Source organism: Pseudomonas sp. PvP025 (genome assembly GCF_017832155.1).
Taxonomy (GTDB): Bacteria; Pseudomonadota; Gammaproteobacteria; order Pseudomonadales; family Pseudomonadaceae; genus Aquipseudomonas.
This window is the reverse complement of the sequence record NZ_JAFIBJ010000001.1, coordinates 816,811-838,721: the sequence shown is the minus strand read 5'-3', so window position 1 is coordinate 838,721 and position 21,911 is coordinate 816,811. Positions and strand designations below refer to the sequence as shown.

The following is a 21,911-nucleotide window of genomic DNA, read 5'->3' as shown; positions in this document are numbered from 1 at the left end:
ACTTCGTTCAACCGCACACAACTCCGCGAGGCGTGCAGTAACAACCGGTGGAGTAAGTCAAATCAACTCGCACCCACCCGGGCGCGGACGCGCCCACTTTCACTCCGTCACGCCATACCTCATAACTGCCGGTAGCGGATTTGAAATTACGCAAGGGGTACAACGCCGTGTCGTAGGCGTCCACGACGATCGTTGTTCCTGCGGCAGCGTATTCAGGTTCCCAACGCAATGACCGCTCGAATACAACATTCGAATTCTGGGTGCTCCAGTTATTCTCGTTAAACCCTTGCCACTTGAACCTTATCGTGTCGCCCACCCGCAGGCCGGTGTGCGCGGCGATAAACCAGCGCACCCCATTGGCCAACATCGACCACGCCACCCCATTCACCGGTTGGGTTTGCGAGCGACAGGTCAAATAACCATTGGTTAACGTGTGTTGCACCACCGGTGCAGGCAACGGTACGAACCTGACATTCACCGTGGTCACCGGGGAACGTTGCTCGTTAACACCGTTGCTGGTGATGTAATGCACCGCGTGAGCGGTCACGGTGGTGCTATCGAGCACGGCAGCCGGCACATCGGAAAAATTCACCCAGCTACCGGCTACATCGCCCGCCCTTACCGAATAAGTGGCCACCGGACCGTCGCCATTCCAGAACAGCTGCAGTGTGTCCCCTGGTCGCGGCGTATCAAACAGACGCACGCGCACACGAATGGGGTAGCCCCTGTCGTCGTTGACCAGCAGATTGGTGCCGGTGCGCCCCACCACTTCCACCGGCGCCAGCGTCGGGTTGAGCAACGCGGGCGCATTGGCGTGATCCTGCCCGGCAATCGTCAGGTTGACATTGACCGCGAGGGGCGCTGACGGTGTCGGCGAAAGATTGAGGCCGATCACCTCGTAACGCACTTGCACAGTTTCTGCCGCCAACGCAGGTTTGGGTCCTCTTAGAACGGGCCACGGAATTTCAACCTCGAAAGGCATCCGGGACACCCCTTGCGCGTTCGTTGGCCGAGCATCCCAGTACACGATCACTTGATGCCCGGCGGCTGCCGACCATCCGGGATAGTCGATACGAACGAACACGCCCGCACGCGCGTCATCACGCTTGATCAACCGATCGTCATAGGCAGGAGGACGAATGCTTGGCGCCGGCAAGCCAATCCCCATCACAAAAGGCAGGCCCGCACTCATCTCGCTGAAATTGCCGGCCTCGTCGAAAATTCGAAAGAACGCATAAGCCTGGCCATTATTCAGATCTCGAAAAGCATCAGCATTCAGCGTGGCCGTGCGCGGGACAGTGCCGAAATTCACTGGCGAGCCTCCGTCTGCCTGCGCCACCGGAGGGGTGCTCGAATTGGATAAATAGATCTCGACACGATCCCCGGGCGCCTCGATGTTATAAGCCGGAAGCTTGAAGACCGTGGGTTGATGGTCGAGCACATATTGCTCATCAAGCACCGGCACGGGAGGCACCTGAAACTCCAGCCTGTCGGTTGGGCGCAGCAGTGTCGGGCGCTCCAGGTCAATGGTGATCGTCACTTTGGGATCGCTGGACGTCTGCCCGCTGGCGTTGCGAACGCTGTAATAAAGGTGAGCGACCCGAGTGCGGCTGCGCAGGTTGAGCAGGCTGATTTCACGTTCGTAAAACGCGGGCATGTCCGGCGGTGGCGCGCCCACGTAAAACCGGTCGAGAAGCCTGACGCCATCATCGCTCTCCCACCAGACCTCGCAGGTATGCATGGGATCATCCACCGCGTCCGGGATGGGTTGCCAGGCGGGGATTTGCAGCTTCAGCGGAGCCAGCAACAAGTTTTGCGCAACCACGCCTCTGCCGTCTGCGGTATTGACGCCCGGTACCGTTAGCGGGTCCAGGCCAGTTGAGGTGACGGCGATCCTCGCGGTCAGCCCGGAACGACGCGAATAGGGCTTTACGATAATGGTCATGTTCCAGGCCTCGGGATTAGTTTCGCCACCGCATGTCAGGGGAAGAGCACTTCCTGGCTGCTGTAGGAAAAATTAAACGCTGAAAGCCCGTACCCGGATACTGTCATAACTAACAGGTGGCCCCATCCATTCGTCGGTTTTTTCCAGCTCGGCGCAGCGAGCATTTCCAAATAGTCCTTGACGGAACCCGGCAGCCTGGCATTTTATGAAACCGGTTTCATCGTTCGCATGCCCACGCGGGAACCGCACACTCCAATAAGAAAGGCCGCTATCGTGACTTCCTTTTCCTCCGCCCAGCGCAGCCGCGTGACCATGCTTGACGTGGCCCAGCGCGCAGGCGTCTCCAAAGCCAGCGTGTCACGCTTTATCGGCGACGACCGCGCCCTGCTCTCCGATGCCATTGCCCTGCGCATCGAACAGGCCATCAGCGAACTCGGCTACCGCCCCAACCAGATGGCACGTGGATTGAAGCGTGGCCGCACGCGCCTGATCGGCATGCTGGTGGCCGATATCCGCAACCCCTATTCGATTGCCGTGATGCATGGCGTCGAGACTGCCTGCCGCCAGCATGGCTACAGCCTGGTGGTGTGCAACACCGACCGTTGCGACGAGCAGGAGCGTCAGCACCTCGCCGCGCTGCGCTCGTACAACATCGAAGGGTTGATCGTGAATACCCTCGGCCATCACCTTGATCAATTGCTGGAACTGCAACAGGAAATGCCGTTGGTGCTGGTTGACCGCAAGGTTGAGCCGCTGCATAGCGACCTGGTAGGGCTGGATAACGCCGCAGCCGTGCGCATCGCCGTCGAGCATCTGCAACAGCAGGGTTATCTCAATGTGTTGCTGGTGAGCGAAGCCGCCGACGGCACCAGTTCCCGCTTGGAACGCCAGACCAGTTTCAAGGCCGAAATCGCCGCCCGCCCTGGTTTGACCGGCGCGGTATTGGAGCTGGATAGTGCGCTGGAAAAGCACTTGCACACCTTTCTTGCCAACCCTGGCCCCAAGGCGCTGTTCTGCGCCAACGGCATTGCCGCGCTGGCCTGTACGCGCGCGCTCAAGGCCCTGGGTTGCACGTTGTTTGAGGAAGTCGGCCTGATCGCTCTGGATGACCTGGACTGGTATCCGCTGGTGGGCAACGGCATTACTGCCCTCGCCCAGCCGACCGAAGCGATTGGCGCCAGCGCCTTCGATTGCCTGCTCAAACGCCTGCGCGGTGATGACGCGCCGACGCGCACGCTGGATTTTTTGCCGCAACTGATTATCCGAGGCTCCACCCAATTACCTGTGGGAGCTGGCTTGCCTGCGATGACGGTTTATCAGACGAAGCAGTAGTCGACTGACCCACCGCTACCGCAGGCAAGCCAGCTCCCACATTTGTTTGCGTATAAAAATGAAACCGGTTTCAGAGGTACACAACAATGCATAACTACCCCGTTTCCATCAGCCTTTCCAGCTACGGCGCCGACCTGGTTCGCCAGCAGGGCCAATTGAGTTTCGTCCAGTTGCTGGCGTCTGCCGGCGCGCAACGCATCGAGTGGCGCGAAGAATTGCTGACCACCGAGCAACCCGCCCAGCTGGCCCAGGCCGCTGCCAGTCATGGCCTCGAAGCGGTATTTTCTTCACCGCTGGAGCTGTGGGTGGCCGGCCGCGCCCAGCCGAATGCGGAACTCGCCGCCACCCTGGACCGTGCCCAGGCCTTTGGCGCGCGCTGGCTGAAAGTCTCCCTCGGCTACTTCACCGACACCAACGACCTGCAAAGCCTGCACGCCCTGCTCAACCGGCACGCGGTGCAGTTGCTGGTGGAAAACGACCAGACCCTGCATGGCGGGCGGATCGAACCGATGCAGCGTTTTTTCAGCGAGGTCGAGCGCCTTGGCCTGCCAGTGAAGATGACCTTCGATATCGGCAACTGGCACTGGCAGGACCAGTCGTCCCTCACGGCCGCGCGCCTGCTGGGCAGGCACGTCGATTACCTGCATTGCAAGGCCGTGGCCCGGCGTGCGGACGGCAAGCTGGTCGCACTGCCGCCCAGTGTCACCGACCTGCACCTGTGGGAACAATTACTCAAACACATGAACCAAGGTATTACCCGGGCGGTGGAGTTTCCGTTGCAGGGCGATGACCTGGTCGAGGTCACTGCCCGCCAGGTCGCCGCCCTCGCCTGCCTTGGCCAACCTCGCGCGGAGAGTGCCCATGCCTGAGATCGATATCCTTTCGTTCGGCGAAACCATGGCGATGCTGGTCGCCGAGCAAACCGGTGATCTGGCTCAGGTCATGCAATTTCACAAACGCATTGCCGGGGCCGACAGCAACGTCGCCATCGGTTTGGCGCGCCTGGGTTTCAAGGTCGCCTGGCTGAGCCGGGTGGGCAACGACTCCCTCGGCCGCTTTGTGGTCGACACCTTGCAAAACGAAGGGCTGGACTGCCGGCATGTGGCGGTCGACCCGCTGCACCCTACGGGCTTTCAGTTCAAGTCCCGCGAAGAGACGGGCAACGATCCTCAGGTGGAGTATTTCCGCAAGGGCTCGGCGGCCAGCCATTTGTCCGTCGACTCGCTGAACCCGGCGCTGCTGCAGGCGCGGCATCTGCATGCCACCGGGATTGTGCCGGCGTTGTCCGACGCTACGCGCGCGCTGTCCTTCGAGTTGATGACGCAGATGCGCAAGGCCGGACGCAGTGTGTCGTTCGACCCCAACCTGCGCCCGGCATTGTGGGCCAGTCAGCAACAGATGATCCGCGAAATCAACGCCCTTGCCGCCCTCGCCCACTGGGTACTGCCGGGCCTGAACGAAGGGCGTCTGCTCACCGGGCTGGATGACCCGGCCGATATCGCCGCGTTCTACCTGGACCAGGGCGCCGAAGCCGTGGCCATCAAGCTCGGCGCGGACGGCGCCTATTTCCGCACCCAGATGGACCAGGGATTTATCGCCGCCGTGCCGGTGGACAAAGTGGTCGACACCGTCGGTGCCGGCGACGGCTTCGCGGTCGGCATGATCAGCGCCCTGCTGGAAAACATGAGCTTCCCCGAAGCGGTGCAGCGCGGCAACTGGATCGGCAGCCGCGCCGTGCAAAGTCGCGGCGACATGGAGGGCCTGCCGACCCGTGCTGAATTGACCACCCGATCCGTCGCATAACCCATTCCCTGTTGCCACAACTACAACAAGCTCAGGAGCAACCTTATGGAAACCGTGAAACTCGCCACCCGCCGCTGGTGGTACATCATGCCCATCGTGTTCATCACCTACAGCCTGGCCTACCTGGACCGCGCCAACTACGGCTTCGCCGCCGCCTCCGGTATGGCCGAAGACCTGATGATCACGCCGGGCATGTCATCACTGCTCGGTGCGCTGTTTTTCCTTGGCTATTTCTTCTTCCAGGTGCCGGGGGCGATCTACGCGCAGAAACGCAGCGTCAAAAAACTGATTTTCGTCAGCCTGATCCTCTGGGGCGGCCTCGCCACCCTCACCGGCGTGGTGTCCAACGCCTACATGCTGATCGTGATTCGCTTCATGCTCGGCGTGGTCGAAGCCGCAGTGATGCCGGCGATGCTGGTGTACCTGTGCTATTGGTTCACCCGTGCCGAACGTTCGCGGGCCAACACCTTCCTGATCCTCGGCAACCCGGTGACCATGCTGTGGATGTCGGTGGTATCCGGCTACCTGGTGCAGCATTTCAGCTGGCGCTGGATGTTCATCATCGAAGGCCTGCCGGCGGTGCTGTGGGCGTTTATCTGGTGGAAACTCGCCGACGAGCGCCCCAAGGACGCCAAATGGCTCAGCGACAGCGAAAAACACAGCCTGGAAAGCGCCCTCGCCGCCGAACAGGTGGGCATCAAGGCCGTAAAAAACTACGCCGAAGCGTTTCGCTCGCCCAAGGTAATCATTCTCGCGCTGCAGTTTTTCTGCTGGAGCATCGGCGTATACGGCTTTGTGTTGTGGTTGCCGTCGATCCTCAAGAAAGGCCTGCAGATGGACATGGTCGAGGCCGGCTGGCTGTCGGCGCTGCCGTACCTGGCGGCGGTGATCGCCATGCTCGTGGTGTCGTGGGGCTCGGACAAACTGCAAAAGCGCAAACGCTTCGTGTGGCCGCCGCTGCTGATTGCCTCCATCGCCTTCTATGCGTCCTACGCGCTGGGCGCCGAACATTTCTGGTGGTCCTACACCCTGCTGGTGATTGCCGGGGCCTGTATGTATGCGCCCTATGGGCCGTTTTTTGCCATCGTGCCGGAAATTCTCCCGGCCAACGTCGCCGGCGGCGCCATGGCACTGATCAACAGCATGGGCGCCCTCGGCTCGTTCGGCGGCTCGTACCTGGTGGGCTACCTCAACAGCAGCACCGGTTCGCCGGGCACTTCCTACCTGCTGATGAGCGGTGCGTTGATGCTGTCAGTTGTGCTGACCATTTTCCTCAAGCCCGGCGCCAGCGACCGCGCGTCCTCACCTACTCTGGAGCTGAAGGTAAAGACCTCATGAAAAAATCCGTCGTGCTGTACAAAAAACTTTCCGCGCCGCTGATGGCGCGCCTGCACGAACACGCAGACGTGACCCTGATCGATGCCCTTGACGAAGCCGGCCTGGCCAAACTGCGCGACGCCCTGCCCGGCGCCCACGGCCTGCTCGGCGCGAGCCTGCGCCTGGACGCCGAACTGCTCGACCTGGCGCCCAAACTCGAGGCCGTGGCCAGCGTCTCGGTGGGCGTCGATAACTACGACATCGACTACCTCACCCGACGCCGCATCCTGCTCAGCAATACCCCGGACGTACTCACCGAAACCACCGCCGACACCGGTTTTGCGCTGATCCTGGCCACCGCCCGCCGGGTGGTGGAACTGGCCGACATGGTGCGCGCCGGTCAATGGCACAAAAACATCGGCCCCGCGCATTTTGGCAGCGACGTGCACGGCAAGACCCTGGGCATCGTCGGCATGGGGCGCATCGGCGAAGCCCTGGCCCAACGCGGGCATTTCGGCTTTGGCATGCCGGTGATCTACCACAGTCATTCGCCAAAACCTGCGGTGGACGCGCGTTTTGCTGCGCAGTACCGCAGCCTGGACGACCTGCTGCAACAGGCTGACTTTGTGTGCCTCACGTTGCCGCTGACAGCGCAGACGGAAAAGCTGATCGGCGCACGCGAGTTTGCGCTGATGGGGCCGGAGACGATCTTTATCAATATCTCGCGGGGCAAGGTGGTGGACGAGGCGGCGCTGGTGGATGCGTTGCAACAGCGCACGATTCGTGCGGCGGGGCTGGATGTGTTTGAGCGTGAGCCGCTGGAGCATGCTTCGCCGTTGCTGCGGTTGAATAATGTGGTGGCGACGCCGCATATTGGTTCGGCGACTCATGAAACGCGGGAGGCAATGGCCAGGTGTGCGGTTGATAATCTGCTGGCGGCGTTGGGCGGGGAGCGGCCTTTGAATTTGGTGAATCCGGGGGCTTATGTGGGTTGAGCCCTTTTTTTGGGGTTTTATGGGGGACATATTCGTTATTTGGGTAATGGCTGATATGGGTTCCGCCCTTACGGCGGGTCACTTTGGAAAAGCCCCAAAGTAACCAAAGGGCTCTTGCCCCACCACTCGGCACCTCGCTCAGGCTCGGTGTGCCCGCACGCAGGCTTGAATCCGTGGGCCGCCGCGATGGGCCATCCCTGGCCCAGCGCGGCTAACCCGGCGTCCTGCCGGGTTAGCCACGGATTCAAGCCTGCGTGCGGCCAGCGTGGTTGACGGGGCGCCTGAGATCAAGATCAAGATCAAAAGCCAAAGCAGATCAAAAGCCAGAGCAGAGCAGTGTGATATCCATTCAGACAAATGGAGATCCAAATGTGGGAGGGGGCTTGCTCCCGATAGCAGTGGGTCAGCTACCCATAAGCTGACTGACCCACCCTCATCGGGAGCAAGCTGGCTGGGCCGGCATTCCGGGCTCTTTTCCAAAAGTGACCCGCCGTAAGGGCGGAACCATAATCAGCCGTTACCCAAATAACAGATATGTACCCCGTAAAACCCAGCCAAAAAGCTCACCGCAAAGCCCTGCGCAACACCTTCCCCACCGTAGTCTTGGGCAACTCCGTACTCCGAAACTCCACATACCTGGGCACCTTGTACCCCGTCAAATACTCCCGACAATGTGCCAGAATCTGCGCCTGGCTCAAGCTGGGATCCTTGCGCACCACAATAATCTTCACCCTCTCCCCGGTCACCCCATCCTCCACCCCGATGGCCGCCACTTCAGCCACGCCGGGATGCATCGCCACCACGTCTTCGATCTCGTTGGGGTACACATTGAAACCCGAGACCAGAATCATGTCCTTCTTGCGATCCACCAGACGGATATACCCGCGCTCATCCATCACCCCGATATCGCCGGTCGACAACCACCCCTGCGCGTCCAATACCTCCGCCGTTTCTTTGGGCCGCTTCCAGTAACCCTGCATCACCTGCGGGCCGCGCACTTGCAGTTCGCCCTGCTCGCCAATTTCGGCAATCTCGCCGTCTGCCCGCACGAACCGCACCCAGGTCGACGGCAGCGGCACGCCGATGCTGCCGGTGAATTCCATCTCGCGCATGCGCGAAATATCGATGGGGCTGATGCTCACCACCGGCGAGCATTCGGTGAGACCGTAGCCCTCGATGATCGGCAGCCCGGTGACGTCCTTCCAGCGCTTGGCCACCGCGGTGTGGGTGGCCATGCCGCCAGCGATCACCAGGCGCAGGGCGGAAAAATCCCGCGCGCAGAAGTCCTTGTTCTCCAGCAATCCGTTGAACAGCGTGTTCACCCCGGCGATCCCGTTGAAGCGTTCCTTGCGCAGGATCATCTGCACACGCTTCACGTCCCGTGGGTTGGCGATCAGGATATTGCGCCCGCCCAGGCACATGAACATCAGGCAGTTCACCGTCAGGGAAAAGATGTGGTACAGCGGTAGCAGCGTCACGTTGCTCTGCTGTTGCGCCGGGTCCAACTGGTCGCCGACCCAGGCCTTGGCCTGCAACAGGTTGGCGATGATATTGCGGTGGCTGAGCATTACACCCTTGGCGTCGCCCGTGGTGCCGCCGGTGTATTGCAGAAAGGCCAGGTCATCGCGTTGCATCGGCACCGGCAGGTGATTGAGCGCCCGCCCCTGTTTCAGCACCTGGTTGAAACGCACCGAACCACTCAGGTTGAACACCGGCACCTGCTGCTGCACACGGCGCAGGATGAAGTTCATCGCCGCGCCCTTGAAGGTGCCGAGCAGATCACCGATGGCTGCCACCACCACGCGTTTGACACTGCTGCCCTGCATGACTTTTTCCAGGGTGTGGGCGAAGTTTTCGAAGATCACCACGGTCTCGGCGCCGCTGTCCTTGAGCAGGTGCCTGAGCTCATGGGAGGTGTACAACGGGTTGACGTTGACCACCACCGCACCGGCCAGGATCGTGCCCAGCAGGCAGATCGGATATTGCAAACAATTGGGCATCATCAGCGCCACGCGGTCGCCCTTCTTCACGCCCTGGCCCTGCAGCCAGGCGGCAAACGCAATGCCCTGAGCCTGCCAGTCGGCGTACGTCATCTCGGTGCCGATGCTGACGTACGCCACGCGGTCGCGAAACTTCTCCAGGTGTTCGAGGAACACTTCGCGCAACGATGGGTAGGCCTCGATATCGGCCTCAATGTCTGCCGGAACCCCGGGCAGGTATGCGTTCAACCAGATGCGTTCGGTCTGTTCCAGGCTGATAGCGTTCATGGCAGTTTCCCTGTTGTTGTTATGGGTGGCGCTATTTTTCGACGATGGCGGTGATGCCCAGGCCGCCCGCTGCGCAGATCGAGATCAGGCCGCGCCCGCCGCCGCGTTCATGGATGGCCTTGGCCAGCGCGGCGAGTTGCCGGCCTCCGGTGGCGGCAAAGGGGTGACCGCAGCCCAGCGAGCCGCCGTTGACGTTCATCTTCGCGCGGTCGATGGCGCCCAACGGCGCCTCCAGGCCCAGTCGTTCGCGGCAATAGTCGGGGTCTTCCCAGGCTTTGAGCGTGCACAGCACCTGGGCGGCGAATGCTTCGTGGATCTCGAAGAAATCGAAATCGGCAAAGCCCAGCCCTTCACGCTTGAGCATGCGCGGTACGGCGTAGGCCGGGGCCATCAGCAGGCCTTCGCTGCCGTCGACGAAATTCACCGCCGCCGTCTCGCCGGTGCGCAGGTAAGCCAGCACCGGCCAGCCATGGGCGGCGGCCCAGGCTTCGCTGGCCAGCAGCACCACCGAGGCGCCATCGGTGAGCGGCGTGGCGTTGCCGGCGGTGAGGGTGCCGTGCTCGCGGTCATAGGCCGGCGCCAGGCCGGCGAGTTTTTCCAGGCTGGTATCGGCGCGCAGGTTGTTGTCGCGGGTCAGGCCGCGATGGGGACTGATCAGGTCATCGAAAAAGCCACGCGTGTAGGCGGCATCGAGACGCTGATGGCTGGTGAGGGTCAATTCGTCCTGGGCCAGGCGCTTGATCTGCCAGCGCCTGGCCATTTCTTCGCAATGCTCACCCATGGACAGGCCGGTGCGCGGCTCGCCATTGCGCGGCAGCAGTGGCTTGAACAGCATCGCCGGGCGCGCCTTGAGCAGCGCCTTGAGCTTATCGCCCAGGCCTTTGCCGCGATTGGCCGCCAGCAATACGTGGCGCAGGGATTCATTGATGCCGATGGGCGCATCGGACGTGGTGTCGGCGCCACCGGCAATGCCCACCTCGATCTGGCCGAGGGCGATTTTGTTCGCCACCAGCAACGCCGCTTCAAGCCCCGTGCCGCAGGCCTGCTGTACATCGTAGGCGGGCGTTTGAGGGGACAGCGTGGTCGACAGCAACGACTCGCGCGCCAGGTTGAAGTCTCGCGAATGTTTGATCACCGCGCCTGCGGCAAACTCGCCCAAGCGCTGGCCGTGCAGGTTGTAGCGATCCACCAGGCCTTGCAGCGCAGCCACCAGCAAATCCTGATTACTCTCGAAGGCATACACCGTGTTGGAACGGGCGAACGGGATGCGGTTGCCGCCGATGATCGCTACGCGGCGGGTCGGCGCCGGGTTGAAGCTGTAGTCACTCATGCCAGGTTCTCTTTCCAGATAAACAGCCCGCGCATGTGCGGCTTGTCGCCCGCGACGTTGCGCACTTCGAATGCCCGGCGCGGGCCGCTCAGCGGATGGCTCCACAGCGCGACCTGGCCGGGCAGGAAGATCGGCAATTTGAAGTCGCAATGGGCCTCGGCTGCGGCCAGGCCGCCCGGAGGTTGCCCGGCGGCCAGCGCCCGGCCCAGGGTCCACATGCCGTGGGCGATGGCGCGGCGAAAACCAAAGATTTTTGCGCCGATCAGCGAGGTATGAATCGGATTGAAGTCCCCCGACACCCTGGCGAAGCGACGTCCCAGGTCGGCGGGCAACACCCAGCGCTGGGTGCGCAACAGGCCTTCTTCCGGCAAGGGCAGCGCGTCGTCCCACAGCTCGCCGACGGGATTTTCCACCTCGCGGCGCAAGTAAAGGCTGTCGCTTTCCCACACCAGAGCGCCTGCGCCGTAAGCGCGAGTGGCGATGCTCAGCGCCTGACCCTTGGGGTGGGCCACCCAGCGTTCGCAATACACCTCCAGGCGCAGGGCCTGGCCTTCGTGCAAACGCTGATGCTGACGAATGCGGTTGGCCAGGTGCACCATGCCGCTGGCCGGATACGGAAAACTCGGCCGGGTCAGCAACATCAGGTGCAAGGGAAACGCCAGCACGTGGGGATAGGACAGCGGCACGCCCTGCTCGCGCCGGAAACCACAGGCACGGCCATAGGCGGCGATACCGGCAGGCGACAGCTCCACGGCCGAACGCACCAGGCGCTGAGTGGGCAACGGCGGTGCACCGTCGAGCGCGGGCTTGCGCAAGGCGCGCACCCCGTCCAGCAGCAGCCGGCTGCGCGACGGTGGCGGGTCGATGATCTGCGTCACGTAGTCCATGGCTCAGGCTCCCAACAGGCTTTGGCCGCACACCCGCACCACCTGGCCATTGACCCCGCCCGAGGCCGGATGGGCCAGCCAGGCGATGGTCTCGGCCACGTCGATGGGCTGACCGCCCTGGGACAGCGAATTCATGCGCCGCCCCGCTTCGCGGATCATCAGCGGAATTTTCGCGGTCATCCGGGTTTCGATAAACCCGGGCGCCACCGCATTCACCGTCACTTGCTGCGCCGCCGCCTGGGGTGCCAGCGCGTTCACCAAGCCGATCACACCGGCCTTGGAGGTGGCGTAATTGCTCTGCCCCAGGTTGCCGGCGATGCCGGAAATCGACGACACGCAGACGATGCGCCCGCCCGGGTTCAGGCCCTGCTGGTCGAGCAACGCCTGGCTCAATTGCAACGGCGCTTGCAGGTTGACCGCCAGCACACTGCGCCAGGCGTCTTCGCTCATTTTGGCGATGGTCTTGTCGCGGGTGATCCCGGCGTTGTGCACCACCACATCAAAGGCGCCGTGCTGGCTGATGTGGTCGTGCAACAGGGCGGCGGCATCCGCGGCGGTGATGTCCAGCGCCAGGGCCGCGCCGCCCACGCTGCTCGCCGCCTGTTGCAAGGCATCCCGGGCCTGGGGCACATCCACGCACACCACATGGGCGCCGTCCCGGGCCAGTACCTGGGCGATGGCCAGGCCGATGCCCCGGCTGGCGCCGGTCACCAACGCACGGCGACCGGCGAAGGGCGCGTCCCAGTCGACCGCGACCTGGCCGTCCACCGGTTTCTCCAGGCGCACCACTTGCCCCGAGACATACGCGGAGCGGCGCGACAGGAAAAAGCGCAGGCTGCTGTCGAGCGCGTCTTCGGCGCCCGGCGCCACGTAGAGCAACTGCACGGTAATGGCCCGACGCAGCTCCTTCGCCAGCGAGCGCACCAGGCCCTCGAGGGCGCGTTGTGCGATGGACTGCGGCGGCGCCTGGCAGTGTTCCGGCGCGGTGCCGAGCACCACCACCCGTGACTGCGGGCCAAGGCGCCGGGCATTGGCGTGGAAGAAAGTGTAGAGCGTGTCGAGCTGCTGCACGTCGACCACGCCGGTGGCATCGAACACCGCGCCCTGCACCTTCACTGTGGACGGCGCCTTCAGCGTCGCCGGGATGGCAGCGACGGTGTCGGTGGCCGTGAAAAGGCGCTGCACAGGCTCAACCAGACGCCCGGCCCCGGCGACGATCACCGGATTGACCAACGCGGCCTGACCGCTGCGATGGCGCTGCAGAGGCACGGGTTGCGGCAGGCCGGCGGCCTGGGCCACGCGTCGCCCCCAGGGGGAATTGACGAACGAAAGGTAGCGGTCACTCATAAATACATTCCTTGCACACTATTCGAAAACGCCACAGGCCTGTGTGGCGAGCAGGCTTGTCCTGCGTTGGGCTGCGCAGCAGCCCCAAAGCTAGGCGCTGAGCCGTATCAGGTACACCGCGTTTTGCTCGATGGGGGGCGCTTCGCACCCCAACGCGGGGCAAGCCCGCTCGCCACAGAGGCTCCGGCCTGATGTTGCAGCGCGCCCTAATGCCGTTCAGCTAAGCGCAGATTCCCTGTGGCGAGCAGGCTTGTCCTGCGTTGGGCTGCGCAGCAGCCCCAAAGCCAGGCGCTGAGCCGTATCAGGTACACCGCGTTTTGCTCGATGGGGGGCGCTTCGCACCCCAACGCGGGGCAAGCCCGCTCGCCACAATAAGCCCACACATTTTCCTTGACTGAACGGCATTAGGGCTTGCCCCGCGTTGGGCTGTGAAGCAGCCCCCGTAAGACGAATGCGTGGTATCAGGCACTCCGCGTGGGCTGGTTTTGGGGCTGCTTCGCACCCCAACGCGGGGTAAGCCCGCTCGCCACTTTGGCCGGTTCCAGCGCTTGCTTGCGCTGCTGCAGTGCCTCCAGCAAACCGAAGTCCTGCGCGAAGTCGTCCACCTGGATGGCGTGGTCGGCGTATTCCACATAGCGCCCGAGCAGGCTGTCTTCGTCGTCGCTGATGAGGTCCAGCGCCCGCGCCTTGACGCGCCAGGCGGTAAAGGCCGTGGCAGAAATCGGCATCGGTTCGAGCAGGCCCTGTTTGATCGCAGGCTTGAGCCGCGCTTCGATCAACTCCAGTTGAGGCAGCAACCGGAAGCCCAATTCGCCATAAGCCAGCTTGTCGATTTCCGGCCGGGGAATATAGGAATCAGCGAGCAAACGGTCGCGGGTTTCGCAGGGCGTCTGCACCAGGTCGGCGACCTCGGCCAGCAGGCGATCGGACGGTTTGCGCTGGGGAATGCCCAACGGAAAACTCAAGCCACGCAGCACCGCCGCCGCCGCTTTGGACGGGTAGTTATCGAGCACTTCGGCCAACGCTTCGTGGGCCCGCAGCAATGCATCACGGGCCGACCAGTGCACCAACGGCAGGTCCGCCTGGGGCCGGCCGTCGTCTTCAAAGCGCTTGAGCACGCAGGACAGGATGTACAACTGCGACAGCACATCGCCCAGGCGCCCGGTGATGCTTTCCTTGCGCTTGAGGGCACCGCCGAGTACGCCCATGGACACGTCCGACACCAGCGCCAGCACCACCGACAGACGATTGGCCTGGCGGTAGTAGCACGCCAGCGCTGGTTCGGTGTGGGCCGGAGCGGCAATCAGGCGGCCGCCGGTCAGACCATGCACCGCCGCGCGCACGGTGTTGGCCAGCACAAAGCTGATATGGCCGAACATCGCGCTGTCGAACGCTTCCAGCGCCTTGCGCCGGTCCGGGTTGCGCGCCGCTTCCATCTCGCGAAACACATAGGGATGGCAACGAATCAGGCCCTGGCCATAGATGATCAGGCAGCGGGTCATGATGTTCGCGCCTTCCACCGTGATGGCGATGGGGCTTTGCTGGTAGGCACGGGCCAGGAAGTTGTTGGGCCCCATGCAGATGCCCTTGCCCGCGACGATGTCCATGCCGTCGTTGACGATCATCCGCGCACGTTCGGTGACGTGGTACTTGGCGATGGCCGAAATCACCGAAGGCTTCTCCCCGGCATCCAGCGACGCCACCGACACCTTGCGCACCGCATCGCAGGCATACAGATGCCCGGCCATGCGCGCCAGCGGTGCCTGCACCCCTTCGAACTTGCCGATGGGCAGGCCGAACTGCTTGCGCATTGCCGCGTACGCGGTGGTGCCGCGCACCGCAACCTTGCCCAGGCCGACGTTGGCCGATGGCAGCGAAATCGCGCGCCCCGCCGCCAGGCATTCCATCAACATGCGCCAGCCATTGCCGACCTGTTCACGGCCACCGATCACCCACTCCAGCGGAATGAACACATCCTTGCCGGTGGTGGGGCCGTTCTGGAATACCGCGTTCAATGGCCAGTGGCGACGGCCGCTGTTCACCCCGGGGTGCGAGGTGGGGATCAATGCGCAGGTGATGCCCAGCGCACCCGGCGCGCCGAGCAGGCCCTGGGGGTCTTCGGCGCGAAACGCCAGGCCGAGCACCGTGGCAATCGGCCCTAACGTGATGTAGCGCTTGTCCCAGGTGACTTTGAAGCCAAGGACTTCCTGGCCCTCGTGCAGGCCTTTGCAGACGATGCCGAGGTCGGGAATCGCACCGGCATCGGAGCCGGCATACGGGCTGGTCAGCGCGAAACACGGGATGTCTTCGCCCCGCGCCAGGCGCGGCAAGTAGTAGTTGCGCTGGGCATCGGTGCCGTAATGCAACAGCAGTTCGGCGGGGCCCAGGGAATTAGGCACCATCACCGAAATCGCCGCTGCCGAGCAGCGGGTCGACAGCTTCATCACCACCTGCGAATGGGCGTAGTGGGAGAAGCCTTTGCCGCCGTACTGCCGGGGAATGATCATGCCGAGGAACCCGGCGTCCTTGGTGTACTGCCAGGCTTGCGGGGACATGTCCTGCCAGACCTGGGTGGTTTCCCAGTCGTTGGCGATGTCGCACAGGGTTTCGACTTCGTTGTCGAGAAAGGCCTGCTCTTCGGCACTCAGGCTGGCCGGCGCGGCTTTCAAGAGGCGCTGCCAGTCGGGCTTGCCGCTGAACAGTTCGGCGTCCCACCACACGGTGCCGGACTCGATGGCCGCACGCTCGGTGTCGGACATCGCCGGCATGATCGTGCGAAACAGCGCCAGCGCCTTGCCGGTCAACAGCGCACGGCGCAGCGGTTTGATCGCCAGCAGCAGCGCGGGCACTACCACCAGCAGCGCCGCAAGGGTGATGCCCACACCCGCCACCACGCTGAACAGGTAACCCATCGCCAGCCATACCAGGCCAGTGCCGAGCCACAGCGCGGCGGCGGCTTGTCGATACGCCAGGACAATCGCGGCGGCGAAACCCACCAATAACCAGATAACCATGGGACACCTCTCTCGATTTCAGGACGGAGCAAATTCAAATTAAACTTTGAAATTTTTATTTAATGCTTGAGCCAAAAAAAGCAGCCGACCCGGTCAGCCGCCTGTTACTTGATTGCATCGCCATGGGTCGCCTGCGCGACCCATGGCGACAGGTCAGAACGCGTAGGTCGCCGACAGGCTGACCACCTCGCCCTTCGCATCGGCCTTGCCGTCCAGCGTCGCCCCACCGAGACGATCCTGGTTTTGTGTCCTGAGCTTGGCTTTCTCGACGAATTGCCGCGAGTAGGCACCGTCGATGCTCAAACCGGGAATGGCGCGAATGTTGTAGCCGAAGCCCAGGGACGCGAAAATCCGATCCCCGTCCGGGATACGCGGGTCACGCGTGGAGTTGCGCGTAGGCGTCTGGTCGGTGGCCACGCCGGCGCGGAAGGTGAAGTCATCGGTAAATTTGTAGTCACCGCCCAACGACACCATCCACGTGTCCTTGTAGTTATAGGGAATCGACACGATTTGCTGGCCGTCGGACTTCAACGTCAGCGCCTTGAACGACGACCACTGGGTCCAGGTGACGCTGGCGCCCAAGGTCAGGCGGTCATTGAACTGGTGGACCCAGTCAACGGAGGCGTTGGCGGGCACGTCCAGTTGCGCCGAGGCATTGGCGCCGTTGGCGTTGAGGTTCAGCCCTGGATAAGCCAGCGACGGCAGGCCGCTTTCGATCAACGTCCTGTTGGTCTCGTCGGCGTAGATGTTGTATTTGCCCTCCAGCTTGTTCTTGATTTTTGCGTGGTAGTTCAGGCCCAGGGTGTCGACATCGGTCGGTTTCCAGACCACCCCGGCAAACCAGCCCACGGAGGTGTTATCCACCTTCACGCGCATCAGCGCGGAGCCTACGCCTGAGGGGAACGGCAGACCGATGTTCGGCGACAGCGCCGCGGCCGAATACAGGTCAAGGTTCTGGCTCACAAAGCCCTTGGTGTGCTGCACGATGGCGCCACCGCCCAGCGAAAACTGATCGTTGACCTTGAACGATAACGAGCCGGTGACACCGACCGTTTCAATGTGGGTATCGACGGCAAAGTCGCGGCCGATCCAGTCCTGGTCCCACGTGGTGCGCGCACCCATCGGCACCACCTGGCTCAAGCCGAAGGCAAAGCGATCGTTGATCGGCATTACCATGAAGCCGGTTGGCAACCATGCGGTGAAGCCGCCCTGACCACCGTCGCCGGTCCGAGGCGTGGAACTGAAATCCGTGGGGTCGACGCTGGCCGGTGCATTGCCGGCATAATCCTTGGCCGTGCCCTTGTACTTGATGTTGATACGCGCGTAATCAACGGTGAACTGCGAGATGTTGTGATCGATAAAGGCCATGGCCGCCGGGTTGTTATAGGCCGCCGAAGGATCGTTCTGGAACAGCGAGCCGCCACCGAAGGCACGCCCCCATCCGGGAGCGCCGAAGGTCGGCGTGCCAAAACCGCCGGCTTGCGTCTGACCCGTTACACCGATAAGGCCGCCGAGGACTGCCAGGCTCAACAACGTGCGGGCCTGCCGTTTCTTATTATTCATGCTCCACTCCTTATTTTTATCCTCCAGGATCGGCTGTCCCGACCTGGCCTGCCGCAACAAGTGCCTCTTGCGAGGCACTTGCGTGTTTCAACGTGTGATCATCACGTCAAGCGCTCCGGGCCCTCAGGGCGTCACGGTAAACGCAGGGTTCGGCACGGCGGTCAGTGCAGTGATCTTGCAGCTGCCCACGGTCTGGGCGCTTGGGACGCTCAAGGTGTTGGTGGAGTTGCTCCAGTTGACATTGATGGTCACCGGCGAGCTCGAGCAGTTGTTGAGGATCTTGAAGTTCACCCCGGAAACCGTCCCGGTGAACGCATCCGGGCCCCCGCTGGCGACGCTCAGCGTCCAGGGCAGGCCTTGCAGCACCGGCACGCTGCACAGGGAGTTGGAACCACTGACCGAAGCGCCGGTGATGGCAGCGCTCGCACCATTGCCTGCGACGGTACCGGTGAAGGTGATGTTGCAGGTGACGGGCAGGTTCAGCGAGGCAGGCGACGTCACAGTGATGGAGCCTGCCGTCGAGAAGCCGGCGCCGGCCGGCGCGATAGTTGCCGCATTAGCCATCGACGCCGCGCCAAAGCACAGGGCAAACGACGTTGCACAAACGAGGGTTTTCAAGCTTTTCATTGTTTTTCCTCACATGTTGTGGCGAATCATTTCGCCAGGGGTAATGGCCATGAACGAGAGGTCACGGTGAAACTGCAGAACTTCCCTTTCCAGCCAAATTTCAATGCATTTACCGCTGTAACAAATCCGCGTACTCAGTCGACCACTTTGAAAGTGGGCGGCATCTTGATCGACACCGACTTGATCCTGCAGTCCTCGCCAATCGGCACATCGCGGGCCTCCAGCTTGCCGGTGGCGTTATCCCAGGTGCCATCGGCAGTCGACGGGCCGCACTTGCCGCCCAGGCCGAAGGCATGCACGTCGACGCTGATCCTGGACATGGAGCCGCTTTGCGTGTCCCGGGCGATCAGCACCCAGGGCAGATTGATGGCCTCGACGCGGCTGCACTTGAGGCCGCCGTCGAACTCGACCTTGTCGACATTCACCGAGGAGCCATCGGCCGCGACCTTGCCGGCGACCTTGATGGTGCAGTCGGCGCTGATCAGCTTGCCCTTGGAAAAACTGATCGGGCCCTGCGCCGTAAAGGCACCGCCGGCGGGCTCGATGCGCGCGGCCTGGGCCTGGTGGTAGACGATCAGGCCCAACGCGGCCAGAACGATAGAAGAGATGAACCTGGCAGGTGTTTGCATGGTGGACGTCCTTCCCTTGAAATTATTGTTGTTCGGGTCATACAACGTTATTGCAGCTTCAATGGGGCGCAGCGCCGCGACCGTACTGGTGCAGATACTTCGCGCGCTGTGACGGTTGAAGATTGGTCAGTGAGAGATCGCCGGCGTAATGATTGAGCACGCGTTGGTCCATACGGCGGCGCCAGAGGTACGGCACATACGCCCAGACGATCATGCTGGCGTAGCCGTAGGGAAGTTGCGGCGACTCATCAAAGTGACGCAACGACTGGTAGCTGCGGGTGGGGTTGGCGTGATGGTCCGAATGCCGTTGCAGCTGGAACAGAAAGATATTGGTGACGATGCGATTGCTGTTCCACGAATGGCGCGGCGAGCAACGTTCATAACGGCCATTGGGCAACTTCTGGCGTTTGAGGCCGTAGTGCTCGACGTAGTTGACCACTTCCAGCAACGAGAAGCCGTACACGCCCTGAATGATCAGAAACGGAATCACTGCGGCGCCCAGCCAGGCAATCATCGCGCCCCACAACACCACGCTGTACATCCACGCGCTCAACACGGCGTTTTTCCAGTGCCAGGCCGGCAGGCCGAGTTTGCGCAGGCGTTCACGCTCCAGATTCCACGCCGAACGGGCGCTGAACCACACCGAGCGCGGCAGGAATGCCCAGAAACTTTCGCCCAGCCGGGAGCTGGCAGGGTCTTCCGGGGTGGCAACCCGCACGTGATGGCCACGGTTGTGTTCGGTGTAAAAGTGCCCGTAGAAGGTCGGCGCCAGGGTCACCTTGGCCAGGAACACCTCCAGCGGACGAGGCTTGTGGCCCAGCTCATGGGCGGTATTGATGGCAATGCCGGTGGCCGCGCCAGTGGACATCGCCATGCCCAGGTAGGTGAACCAGCCAACCGCGCCGTGCAACTCGGTGCGCGCGGTCATAAAGGCGGCGGCTTTTGCCAACCCACTGGCGGGATCCAGCGTGGCGGTGGCGCGCAGCAGGCCGCCGTTGATGATCCAGTCGATGCCGCCGGCCGCCAGCCAACCGGTGACCACCACCGAAGCGATCACGAACAGCACGCCGATATAGACGATCCAGCGGTAGTAGCTTTGGCTTTCGAGGTGGCTGACGGCGGACTCGGGCGGGTTGCTGACGTCCTCGCCGAGCAGACCGTCGATCAGGGGAATCAGGCCGAAGATCACCAGCACGCCCACCCACCACAACGATTGAACGCCGGTGGCGATGGCCAGGGCGCCAGAGAGCAAGGGCGTGGCCAGCGGCATGATGCCCAGCCACCACAGGTGGCGCTTGCCGTCGGTCCACACGCCTGGTGCTGCCAGGGTCTGATTCATGGCAGCCTCCGCGCACGCTGGGCGGCAGGCGGGTTGATGGAGCGCTGACTGCCTGCTGCAGTCAGCCATGCGATAAAAGGCGTTTTTTTCATTATTTTATTCGCTCTTAGGCATTTCAAAAACTGTTTCAAATTACACATTGAAATAATTTTTTTAAATAAATAGCGCGGAATCGTTAGCTCGTCAACTATTTCTTCAACCCTTTTTTGCGTGACCGGGCAGTCTGTTTTTCAGCTGTTCGGTCAGGTCTGCAGCGCGGGCGTTGACGCCGTGAAATCGCGCGTCGAATCGCCACGCTACGGATGCACCAGGGCAAGTGGCGCAGGCGCAATCGCGGCGTTTTCTCCCGTTCGGGCACGTCTGGCGACCTGCTCCACCAACGCCGCCACCCGTTCGGTAGCCGTAATCGGCAGCATGTGCCCACAGCCCTCCACCACCTGCAGCTTGAGCCCGGGCACCTTGCTGGCCAGGGCCTGGCCGTGTTTGCGCAAGTCGAGCACCTTGTCCCGCGAGCCATAGATCAGCCCGATCGGCAAGGTCAGTTGCGGATAGCGCGCCACCATGTGCGGCAGGTCATCGTTGACCTGGTTGATCTCGGTGGAGGCTGCGTAGAAATTGTCAGGACGCATGCCCAGCAAACCGCCGCCTCGGGTGGCAAAATCGGCCGGGGCGGCATCCGGCGCGAACACGCCCTTGACCACCGAACGTTGGGTCAACAGGCCGATGGGCAAGGTCAGCGTGCGCGCGACCCAGCGGCGCAGCCACGCCGGGCGCACGGCCAGGGACAGGAATACCGGCGGCAACAGGCGCTGGGGATGAGTCAGCGGCGCCACCAGAATCAAGCCGGACACCGTCTCGGGATGATCAAGCGCCAGCGCCAGGGCAATCGCGCCGCCCAGGGAATGGCCCAGCACCAGCGGTTTATGCAGGCCCAGGGTATTTATAAGGTCGCTGATCTGCCGCGCCTGGGCCGGCAGGTCCGCCGCCGTGCCTTTGCCACGGGTGGAATAGCCGGAGCCCGGGCGGTCGACGCTGATCACGCGAAAGTGTGCACTCAAGCGGCCAGACAAGGCATAGGTGAGGTTGCGACTGCTGCCCATCAGGCCGTGAATCATCACCAGCGGGGGGCCGCTGCCCTCCTCGACATAATGAAAGCGCTCGCCCTTGACCTCCACCACCCGCCCGTTGCGCGGCACGGCCGCTTCTATGCGCCGCGTCATCCACGCACTCAAGCCCCACAACACCGCGCTTGCACCGACAAACACCGCTGCAGCCACACCCCATTCGACAGCCATCGCTTCGTCCTCCGCTTCCCTGGAGCTGGCGACCCGACCGGTATTGATCGAGGCCTCAGCCATCGTCCCTGCCCTGCTTGCGGGCCTCACTCATAGCGTGCGCGTCCGTCGGACAAGGCGCACATACCAAACAAGGTCCTGGCGTGGGCGAATTTTTCAGGTAGATTATTTAAAATCTTTTTTAAAATATGTAATTCAAATTTCCTTTGCAATGGTGTTTC

At 62.6% G+C, this 21,911-nt stretch carries 16 protein-coding genes; 5 read left to right on the top strand and 11 right to left on the bottom strand.

The features are described from left to right. Positions 1-7: 7 nt before the first annotated feature. A complete protein-coding gene (locus tag JOE32_RS03430; protein WP_245228949.1) occupies positions 8-1,945 on the bottom strand; it encodes a hypothetical protein in 1,938 nt (645 codons plus the stop codon). A gap of 273 nt (positions 1,946-2,218) precedes the next feature. Here JOE32_RS03430 and JOE32_RS03425 point away from each other — a divergent pair, with 273 nt between their 5' ends. From JOE32_RS03425 to JOE32_RS03405, 5 genes are all read left to right on the top strand, one after another. Then, entirely contained in the window at positions 2,219-3,277 is a 1,059-nt protein-coding gene (locus JOE32_RS03425; RefSeq protein ID WP_269325509.1) for a LacI family DNA-binding transcriptional regulator, read from the top strand. Positions 3,278-3,363: 86 nt separating this feature from the next. Next, the gene (locus JOE32_RS03420; RefSeq protein WP_209981446.1) at positions 3,364-4,146 is read left to right on the top strand and encodes a TIM barrel protein; all 783 of its coding nucleotides are present in this window, start codon (positions 3,364-3,366) and stop codon (positions 4,144-4,146) included. Further along, positions 4,139-5,080: a sugar kinase gene (locus JOE32_RS03415; RefSeq protein ID WP_209981444.1), complete on the top strand. Its 942-nt coding sequence runs from the start codon at positions 4,139-4,141 to the stop codon at positions 5,078-5,080. Before JOE32_RS03420 ends, JOE32_RS03415 begins: the two co-directional genes overlap by 8 nt. A 45-nt stretch (positions 5,081-5,125) precedes the next feature. Further along, a complete protein-coding gene (locus tag JOE32_RS03410; RefSeq protein ID WP_209981441.1) occupies positions 5,126-6,418 on the top strand; it encodes an MFS transporter in 1,293 nt (430 codons plus the stop codon). Continuing rightward, positions 6,415-7,392, top strand: coding sequence for a D-glycerate dehydrogenase (locus JOE32_RS03405; RefSeq protein WP_209981440.1), 978 nt, complete (start codon positions 6,415-6,417; stop codon positions 7,390-7,392). The genes JOE32_RS03410 and JOE32_RS03405 overlap by 4 nt, the downstream gene beginning before the upstream one ends. 563 nt (positions 7,393-7,955) lie before the next feature. On the opposite strand, the gene JOE32_RS03400 is transcribed toward JOE32_RS03405, so the two are convergent. The 10 genes from JOE32_RS03400 to JOE32_RS03355 all read right to left on the bottom strand — a co-directional run bounded on the left by JOE32_RS03400 (position 7,956) and on the right by JOE32_RS03355 (position 21,753). Then, positions 7,956-9,659 (bottom strand): AMP-binding protein, encoded by a 1,704-nt coding sequence (locus JOE32_RS03400; protein WP_209981437.1) that lies wholly within the window; start codon positions 9,657-9,659, stop codon positions 7,956-7,958. 31 nt (positions 9,660-9,690) lie between these two features. Beyond that, positions 9,691-10,989, bottom strand: coding sequence for an acetyl-CoA C-acetyltransferase (locus JOE32_RS03395; RefSeq protein WP_209981435.1), 1,299 nt, complete (start codon positions 10,987-10,989; stop codon positions 9,691-9,693). Beyond that, the gene (locus tag JOE32_RS03390; protein WP_209981433.1) at positions 10,986-11,876 is read right to left on the bottom strand and encodes a MaoC/PaaZ C-terminal domain-containing protein; all 891 of its coding nucleotides are present in this window, start codon (positions 11,874-11,876) and stop codon (positions 10,986-10,988) included. The genes JOE32_RS03395 and JOE32_RS03390 overlap by 4 nt, the downstream gene beginning before the upstream one ends. A gap of 3 nt (positions 11,877-11,879) precedes the next feature. Beyond that, positions 11,880-13,223 (bottom strand): 3-oxoacyl-ACP reductase, encoded by a 1,344-nt coding sequence (locus tag JOE32_RS03385; RefSeq protein ID WP_209981432.1) that lies wholly within the window; start codon positions 13,221-13,223, stop codon positions 11,880-11,882. 461 nt (positions 13,224-13,684) lie between these two features. Further along, entirely contained in the window at positions 13,685-16,237 is a 2,553-nt protein-coding gene (locus tag JOE32_RS03380; RefSeq protein WP_209981430.1) for an acyl-CoA dehydrogenase, read from the bottom strand. Positions 16,238-16,390: 153 nt separating this feature from the next. Further along, positions 16,391-17,800, bottom strand: a complete 1,410-nt coding sequence (locus JOE32_RS03375) for an outer membrane protein transport protein (protein WP_209981427.1) — start codon at positions 17,798-17,800, stop codon at positions 16,391-16,393. 123 nt (positions 17,801-17,923) lie between these two features. Beyond that, positions 17,924-18,427 (bottom strand): alkane oxidation protein activator PraB, encoded by a 504-nt coding sequence (gene praB / locus JOE32_RS03370; protein WP_209981425.1) that lies wholly within the window; start codon positions 18,425-18,427, stop codon positions 17,924-17,926. 134 nt (positions 18,428-18,561) lie between these two features. Continuing rightward, positions 18,562-19,056: an alkane oxidation protein activator PraA gene (gene praA / locus JOE32_RS03365; protein ID WP_209981423.1), complete on the bottom strand. Its 495-nt coding sequence runs from the start codon at positions 19,054-19,056 to the stop codon at positions 18,562-18,564. A gap of 58 nt (positions 19,057-19,114) precedes the next feature. Beyond that, the gene (locus tag JOE32_RS03360; RefSeq protein ID WP_209981421.1) at positions 19,115-20,395 is read right to left on the bottom strand and encodes an alkane 1-monooxygenase; all 1,281 of its coding nucleotides are present in this window, start codon (positions 20,393-20,395) and stop codon (positions 19,115-19,117) included. Positions 20,396-20,691: 296 nt separating this feature from the next. Further along, a complete protein-coding gene (locus tag JOE32_RS03355) occupies positions 20,692-21,753 on the bottom strand; it encodes an alpha/beta hydrolase (RefSeq protein ID WP_209981419.1) in 1,062 nt (353 codons plus the stop codon). Positions 21,754-21,911 lie beyond the last annotated feature (158 nt).

What these genes read in the sequence shown, in the direction of transcription:
- JOE32_RS03360 (WP_209981421.1), bottom strand. Translation starts at nt 20,395, where the DNA reads ATGAATCAGACCCTGGCAGCACCAGGCGTGTGGACCGACGGCAAGCGC.
- JOE32_RS03375 (WP_209981427.1), bottom strand. Translation starts at nt 17,800, where the DNA reads ATGAATAATAAGAAACGGCAGGCCCGCACGTTGTTGAGCCTGGCAGTC.
- JOE32_RS03390 (WP_209981433.1), bottom strand. Translation starts at nt 11,876, where the DNA reads ATGGACTACGTGACGCAGATCATCGACCCGCCACCGTCGCGCAGCCGG.
- JOE32_RS03355 (WP_209981419.1), bottom strand. Translation starts at nt 21,753, where the DNA reads ATGGCTGAGGCCTCGATCAATACCGGTCGGGTCGCCAGCTCCAGGGAA.
- JOE32_RS03415 (WP_209981444.1), top strand. Translation starts at nt 4,139, where the DNA reads ATGCCTGAGATCGATATCCTTTCGTTCGGCGAAACCATGGCGATGCTG.
- JOE32_RS03405 (WP_209981440.1), top strand. Translation starts at nt 6,415, where the DNA reads ATGAAAAAATCCGTCGTGCTGTACAAAAAACTTTCCGCGCCGCTGATG.
- praA (WP_209981423.1), bottom strand. Translation starts at nt 19,056, where the DNA reads ATGCAAACACCTGCCAGGTTCATCTCTTCTATCGTTCTGGCCGCGTTG.
- JOE32_RS03410 (WP_209981441.1), top strand. Translation starts at nt 5,126, where the DNA reads ATGGAAACCGTGAAACTCGCCACCCGCCGCTGGTGGTACATCATGCCC.
- JOE32_RS03420 (WP_209981446.1), top strand. Translation starts at nt 3,364, where the DNA reads ATGCATAACTACCCCGTTTCCATCAGCCTTTCCAGCTACGGCGCCGAC.
- JOE32_RS03380 (WP_209981430.1), bottom strand. Translation starts at nt 16,237, where the DNA reads ATGGTTATCTGGTTATTGGTGGGTTTCGCCGCCGCGATTGTCCTGGCG.
- JOE32_RS03430 (WP_245228949.1), bottom strand. Translation starts at nt 1,945, where the DNA reads ATGACCATTATCGTAAAGCCCTATTCGCGTCGTTCCGGGCTGACCGCG.
- JOE32_RS03395 (WP_209981435.1), bottom strand. Translation starts at nt 10,989, where the DNA reads ATGAGTGACTACAGCTTCAACCCGGCGCCGACCCGCCGCGTAGCGATC.
- JOE32_RS03385 (WP_209981432.1), bottom strand. Translation starts at nt 13,223, where the DNA reads ATGAGTGACCGCTACCTTTCGTTCGTCAATTCCCCCTGGGGGCGACGC.
- JOE32_RS03400 (WP_209981437.1), bottom strand. Translation starts at nt 9,659, where the DNA reads ATGAACGCTATCAGCCTGGAACAGACCGAACGCATCTGGTTGAACGCA.
- praB (WP_209981425.1), bottom strand. Translation starts at nt 18,427, where the DNA reads ATGAAAAGCTTGAAAACCCTCGTTTGTGCAACGTCGTTTGCCCTGTGC.